The organism is Candidatus Thiosymbion oneisti (genome assembly GCF_900092655.1).
GTDB classification, from domain to species: domain Bacteria; phylum Pseudomonadota; class Gammaproteobacteria; order Chromatiales; family Chromatiaceae; genus Thiosymbion; species Thiosymbion oneisti.
This window is the reverse complement of record NZ_FLUY01001481.1, coordinates 1-6,400: the sequence shown is the minus strand read 5'-3', so window position 1 is coordinate 6,400 and position 6,400 is coordinate 1. Positions and strand designations below refer to the sequence as shown.

6 protein-coding genes are annotated in these 6,400 nt (G+C 55.6%); all 6 read right to left on the bottom strand.

Annotation, left to right across the window (positions count from 1 at the left end; genetic code table 11):
• Positions 1-146 precede the first annotated feature (146 nt).
• Entirely contained in the window at positions 147-374 is a 228-nt protein-coding gene (locus BQ17_RS15225) for a JAB domain-containing protein (protein WP_176722458.1), read from the bottom strand.
• Between the two features lie 240 nt (positions 375-614).
• Positions 615-815, bottom strand: coding sequence for a DUF2283 domain-containing protein (locus BQ17_RS15220; RefSeq protein WP_089728478.1), 201 nt, complete (start codon positions 813-815; stop codon positions 615-617).
• A gap of 417 nt (positions 816-1,232) precedes the next feature.
• Positions 1,233-2,012 (bottom strand): hypothetical protein, encoded by a 780-nt coding sequence (locus tag BQ17_RS20935; RefSeq protein WP_141699312.1) that lies wholly within the window; start codon positions 2,010-2,012, stop codon positions 1,233-1,235.
• A 418-nt stretch (positions 2,013-2,430) separates the two neighbouring features.
• The gene (icmH, locus tag BQ17_RS15210; protein WP_089728476.1) at positions 2,431-3,783 is read right to left on the bottom strand and encodes a type IVB secretion system protein IcmH/DotU; all 1,353 of its coding nucleotides are present in this window, start codon (positions 3,781-3,783) and stop codon (positions 2,431-2,433) included.
• Positions 3,784-3,789: 6 nt separating this feature from the next.
• Positions 3,790-5,127 carry a type VI secretion system baseplate subunit TssK gene (tssK, locus tag BQ17_RS15205; RefSeq protein WP_089728475.1) on the bottom strand — a complete coding sequence of 446 codons (1,338 nt, stop codon included), beginning with the start codon at positions 5,125-5,127 and terminating at the stop codon, positions 3,790-3,792.
• A gap of 106 nt (positions 5,128-5,233) precedes the next feature.
• Positions 5,234-5,719, bottom strand: coding sequence for a type VI secretion system lipoprotein TssJ (tssJ, locus tag BQ17_RS15200; protein WP_256091624.1), 486 nt, complete (start codon positions 5,717-5,719; stop codon positions 5,234-5,236).
• Positions 5,720-6,400 lie beyond the last annotated feature (681 nt).

The window sequence follows — 6,400 nt, the reverse complement described above, 5'->3', positions numbered from 1 at the left end:
GGTAGTGGTTAATATCTAAGTTGGAACATGACCAACGGCACTGGCCGCTATGCCCCCTCTCCCTCCGGGAGAGGGTTGGGGAGAAGAGATCAAAAGGATGAATCGCTCTACTTTTTCACTTATAAGTTTACCACTACCTCATATGGTTACGCGCGTGAGCATGGCAGGACATCCCTGCTCCACAAAAACATTTCGAATTTTTCAAGGTGCCCTGAAGGCGTTACATTTCCACCGGGGTGGTTATGGACCATGATAACCTGAACGGCGAGCTTGTAAATCGCCATGCGGAAGGTTTCTCTGGGTTTGATGTTGATCATGTTAGAAGAACCCAGCGCGACTAACTCGATATGGAGGATCTTGTTGGCTTGATTCAAACCCAACCATCCAGAAGTGTTCCTGGCCTTGACCAATTTTATTCTCTCTCCGGAGAATCTGGCGCATGATCAGATAAATGTCTTCCGCACCCTTTACAGTGACTTTTTGTTGCTTGCTTAATTTGACTTCCATTGCGGGGCCTTTTGTAGAGGGGCTAACGTCGAACATAACCCGCTGGAGTAGCTAAACGAAGCACGGCCATGAACAGTCAGGTTCATATTCTTGTTAGAAGCTATTCACTAGGAAGTTTGGAATTGCAGTGAAGACAATTCTTCTTGTGTAGCCCTTGCAGATACACCAAGGAATTCGACTCCTACGACACAATCATTCCTGTCATAATCAAGAATGACGCCGGGACGAATTTCTTCTGACTCGATAATGCTTTCTTCGTCAAGTCGGAAGTACAAGGTGTCGCTATCTTTATCTACTTTTATTCTCATTTTGTTTTCTCAATCTTCTATCGAAAAAGGCGGTTACGCCTTTTTCTGGTATTGCTGTAACATTGATTACAATACGAAGCCATCGATTGTCAAACTCGGGAACCTGCTTTAAGTTAGTGTTTGGTTCCATCTTCATGGTCTTCAATTCGATCAGGGGAATCAATGGCGTCCTGAATCCAATTCATGCGAATGTTTCTTTCATTCAGCATGTCTCCGAAGTGCCCTGATGTATCAATGTTCATGTTGGTATTTATCAGGATGCTTGGAGTTTGGCTACTCTTCGTCTTTTTTGCCTTCTAACCACGGAGTTCAGTGGGCGGGGGAACACGGAACTCTAAAATAACTGATTTACGTAAACCCACCTCATTCCCTTAAAAAAGGCGCTGTCCCCCGCTCCACTGGAACGTTTTGTTAGCCCTACTCGCTGCGTAGTTCACCAATACCATTCATAGCCATCCCAACACCTGTAGTCACTGAAACTATTGCTCCCCAAGTTTGAGTTTCTGGTGAAACAGGAAAATTAAATGCTCCTAATGCCAATCCAATATTCCCAATGGAAAGAGCTACACCTTGGCCAATATTTCCTAGACCTTTAAACCACCTTCTTGATTTCTTGGGTGGTTTTTCTGCTCTCCCTTCTCTAGCATCATAATAGCCACGCCACCCATCTTCTATCATACTTTCAATACGCTTTAGACGCTTCTCTGTAGAAGATTGTTTGTAGCTATCATTCGTAGACTGTTTTTCGGTTTTCTCATTCTTAATAGAATAAATGATTGCTCTTAAATCGTTTTCCGGTGTCTTGCTTCCAAGCTGTTTCATAATCTCAGTATCATAGGAAGGAAGAAGCTCGTACTCAATTCCTGAAACAATTTTTTCATAGTGAGACTCTAAACAGTCAATAATTCCTAGTTTATCAAGCAATCGATTATTATCTCGGTATGCATCCATTATTGTACCAACATGATCTTGCAGTGCAGGAAGCGTAAATGTTCTTAAAATCTCATCATCATCATCACAAAAAGAGTGAATGTATCGGCACAAAAAAACTGCTTTTTGAAGTCGTCTTTGCTCTCCCTCAAACCCATATTTTTCAAATCGCATTTTATGGATGTATCGCCTGCCGAGAGAGAGCCTGTTTTTTACATATTCTTCAAACAAAAACTCTAAATACTTTTTGTATTCATCATTTGGCATATTTGTTCCTTAATAGGCTAACATGCAATAGACGGCTCTACTGCCGTATCTGAAATATCTATATTTGGATATAAGTATCTAGGTCTGGATATATCGTATCTAAAAGCAGATATCTAAATATGCATCTCTCTGGCTCCCACGCTCCAGCGTGGGGGCAAGTCTGGACGCTCCAGCGTCACGAAACTTATGTCCGCTGGAGCGGCCACAATTGCGTTCCCACGCCGGAGCGTGGGAACGAGCCAAGTTGTTGTTTTAGATTGCAATAATGTGGAGATACTTCAGTAATAGAGCCTTGTTTTCAATCTGCGAGAATCTGCGTAATCTGCGGACAAAAAAGATAATCTGATCTTTTGCGACCGATTTGCGTTCATTGGCGTTCATTTGCGGCTTGAATTCTTCGGATCTTGCCAGTTCGTCATCAGTGGCTCCGGTCGACCCGGGCCGGGTGCCGCAAGCTGATTTCCACCCGCCGGTTGCGGGCATGGGTCGGATCCTCCGGCATCCGCGGTCGGCTGTCTGCCAGCCCCTTGGCGGTGAACCGATCCGGCTGGCCCGTGATCTTTCTCAACCGCTCGGTGACGTTTTGGGCACGCCGCGCGGACAAGACCTGGTTGCTCGGGAACTTCAGGGTGCGGATCGGTATGCTGTCGGTGTGACCCGTTACCAGCACCTCGCCCGGCAGCTGTTGCAAGGCCCCACCGATAACCTCCAGCAAGGAGAGGAATTGCTTGTTGAGCGAGGCCCGGCCCGAGCGAAAGAGCTGGTCGCTCTGGATCACGACGGTCTCGGTCTGTCCGCGTGGTCCGTCGACGATCTCCACCTGCCCGGCGGTGATCTCGTCCGCCAATAGGATACGCAGTGACAGCGGCCTCTCAGCGACCGGCGGTGAGGGTTCGTATCTGGTGGCGACGCTGGGAGTACGAGGGACCTCAACGGTGGGTACGTCCAGCTTGCCCAGGGCCAGGAATACCGGATCGGAATCGCTGTGCAGCGCATAGCGGAAGCCGGCAAACAAGGCGACCAAGAGCACACCGGCCAGGGCCGACAGCACCCACAGCGGCAGGATGCGGATCAATGGATCGCGCTGCTCGACGATCCCTCGCCAGTGGGGGGAGAGCTCCCGCTCAGGGTCACCGCGCTGGGCGCGGATAGTTTGATAGAGCTGTTCGCGGACCGTCTCCAGCCGATCCCGGCTCCCGTCACGCGCGTAGCGCCCCCGGAAGCCGAAAGCCAGGCACAGATACATGAGCTCCAGCAGGTGCAGGTTGCCGCTGGGGTAGGCGATCAACCGATCGAGGGCCAGGAAGAACTTCTCGCCGCCCCAGGCCTCTTTGTGGAAGCCGATCAGCAGGCCCTGTTCGGCCCACACGCTCTCACTCCCCCAAGGGGTCCCCTCCAGCACCGTCTCATCGAGTAGGGAGCAGAGCACATAGCGGGCGGCTAAGACATTATTCTCAGGAATGCCCTTCGCCCGGGCGCACTCCTCGAAGGTACGGACCTCGCTGACCAGCCGGTTGCGTAGTCCCTCCGGGTCCGGGTGGGTGGTGCTGTTGCGCAGTTGACCGGCGGCGGCGAGCAACGGCGAGGCGCAACGGACCAAGGGATTGAGGTCGGTCCCGGTCGGCAAGGCGCCGCGCGGGATCGGGGTGACCTCCGCACGTGCCCTCGGCGGTGGCGGTGGTGCACCGGTGGCCTTGTGCCCGCCCGGCGTCGGCCGGATCAGGGTGCGGTCGCTATCGCCTGCGCTGGAGAAGGAATCGCCTTGGGACATGTCCGCCTACTCCCTGATGGCCCAGAATTCCAGCTCCAGGTCCGGAAATTCACCGCCGATGTGCAGAGAGAATCCACCCGAGTGCTCCAGCTGTTCCCACAGCTCGCTGCTACGGTCGAGCTCGAAATAGACGAACCCGGCATGGAAAGGAATCTGACGCGGTGCCACTGGCAGGGGCCGCAATGCGATCCCGGGCAGGGCGAGCTTGACCAGCTCTTGGATCTTCTCCACCGGTCCGATCTTCACCTGGGCCGGGAACCGATTGCGCAAGACCTCGGTATTGACCTTGGCGTGCGCGGCCAGGATGAAACCGGCGTCGGCGAGTAGGGTCCGGTCGCTCAAAGGAGCAACACGGAAACCGTATTTGCGCTCCTGGATCGGGATAGGGATGGCCCGTTCCTCCAGGACCCTGCTCAACGCCTCCCGCAGGGCGACCATCACTGGCGTGAAGGTCCCGGCCAAATCGTCGTGACGATAGGTTGGAAACTCAGGTGGACGTTTCTCGCGGATCGTAAAGGTCGCGAGCTCGCCGGCCATGGGTAACAACAGGCGATAGAGGAGCTCCGGGTGCAGACCCGCGATGGCATCCAGGTGCGCAGTGAGGGGCTCGAGCCGATTGATGACTTGCAGCAGGAGAAAATCCGCCCACTCGGCAACCCCGCTGCGACCCGATCCGCTGACCCTGGCGGCCAGCGTCTCCCCGCGGTGATGCAGCAACCCCAGCAGCTCACCGACGAATCCGGCCAGCCGCGGGCTGGCCTTGCAGTCCACACAGGGAGGAATATAGGCATCATCCAGCACGATCCGCTTGTCCGCCCGACACTCTAGAACCCGCACCAGCCCGGTGTGGGCGAATCCGTTGCGGTCGTCCCGGTCGAGCAGGAGGCGCAGCTCGAGGGTGCCGACTTCCACCGGGGCCTCCGTCTGTTGTGGTCCCGTATGATTGTCACGTACCTCCTCGGTATGGCTGCGGTAACGTAGGGTGGCGTCGGTCGCCTCCGCGCCTCCGGCCTCCACCAATCCCGGCTGCCGCAGGGGCAGGGCCAGATAGACGATCGCTTCCTTGACCGTCTCATCGAGCTCCAGGGCGGGCGGTGGGGGGCCGTCCGCAGGGAGGTCGAACGGGGTGCCGTCGGGCAGCAGACCCTTGGCCTCCACCAGGGCCACCTTGCCGAGGCCCAACAGCTCGGTATCGACCGTCAGGCGCTGCACCCCCCAGGGGTAGGGCGTGGCAACGGCAGAGGTCGCACCCACCAGATGCTCGAGGTAGCGGTCGTGCTGCTGGAAGTGATGGGGCTGCAGAAACATCCCCTCCGACCAGAGCACCTTGCTGTTCCAGGACATAAGTGGCCTCTTTAAGGTTTAAGAGCCGGTCTAACCTACCCAGGTGTATTCATGAACCACAGAGACGCCGCGGACGCAGAAAAAGCGATCACGATACGCAGGTGCATCAGCGAATGGAAACGCTGTTCGGGCCGAGACGGATCTTGACCTTGTTGGTCGTGCCCACAGTCAAGGGGCGGGTCGCCTTCCACTGGGCGCCGTCGATGGCACGAAAGGCGCCCATCACGCCCAGATAGTGGGCGTCCGGGGCCGTCTCGCGCTTGATCAGGCGTCGTTGCCCAGGTCCCAGGTTGAGCTCCTCGCGGGTCAGGAGATCCGCCCCCAGGGCTTCGGCTTCACGGTCATAGAGACCGTAAAAGTCCGCATTCCGGAACCCCCGGGTCGCCTTGAGCTCGTAGATCCTCACGACGATGGGCAGGGAGCGGCCATCCGTGTCCTGATTGACGTCAACCGACGCGATGACCTCCGCCTTCAGGCGGGTCTTGGTCTCCGGGGGGATCGGATCACTGCCGCAACCCGCTAGGATACAGCCGGCAAGGCCCAGCAAGAGGAGCGCGGCGGATCGGCCGAAAATGCTGCTTGAGATTTCCATACTAAACTCCCTTCGCGTGTGGTCTTGTGGTTTGTCGACCCGGTGAGCAGCGAGCACGTATAACCTTTAGAGGCTGTCTAAAAACTAACCTATTGATTTTAAATCGGTAGGCTGGGGTGCGGAACGAACCCCAGCTTTGGTTATTACTGGGTTTTGGCCATCCCTGGCCGCAACCCAGCCTACGGCCTACGGTCCCTTTTTAGACAGTCTCTTAGCCTCCGGCTGCCAGTCGCCGGTAGGCTGGGCTGTGCTCACCGCCTAGAGTAGGCTGTACCCACCATCTCGGCCTCATGGGCGTCGGTCGCGTTTCGTTTTGAATCCGCAGATTACGCAGATTTTCACAGATTCATCCCACCGCCGCCAGAAAAGACAGATTCTTGCACAGTCTCTCCAGCGTGGGAGCAAGTCCAGACGCTCCAGCGTCGAAACCTTGGCCGCTGGAGCGGCCACACTTGCGTTCCCACGCTGGAGAGATTGTGAAAGTATTCGTTGCTGGTCGTTGCGAGCGTAAACTGGCGGTCGAGTCAGTTGCGAGGGGCCAACCTTCACGGCAAGACGTTACAAACAAGGCCACGCCCGTAGCCAGGCCGCCCTCCTGCCGCCACAAGAAACAGTTGGAAAGCCAGCTGAAGCAGATTGAACGTGATCTGGAAGCCGACACCCCGTGCCTTGATGCCAACG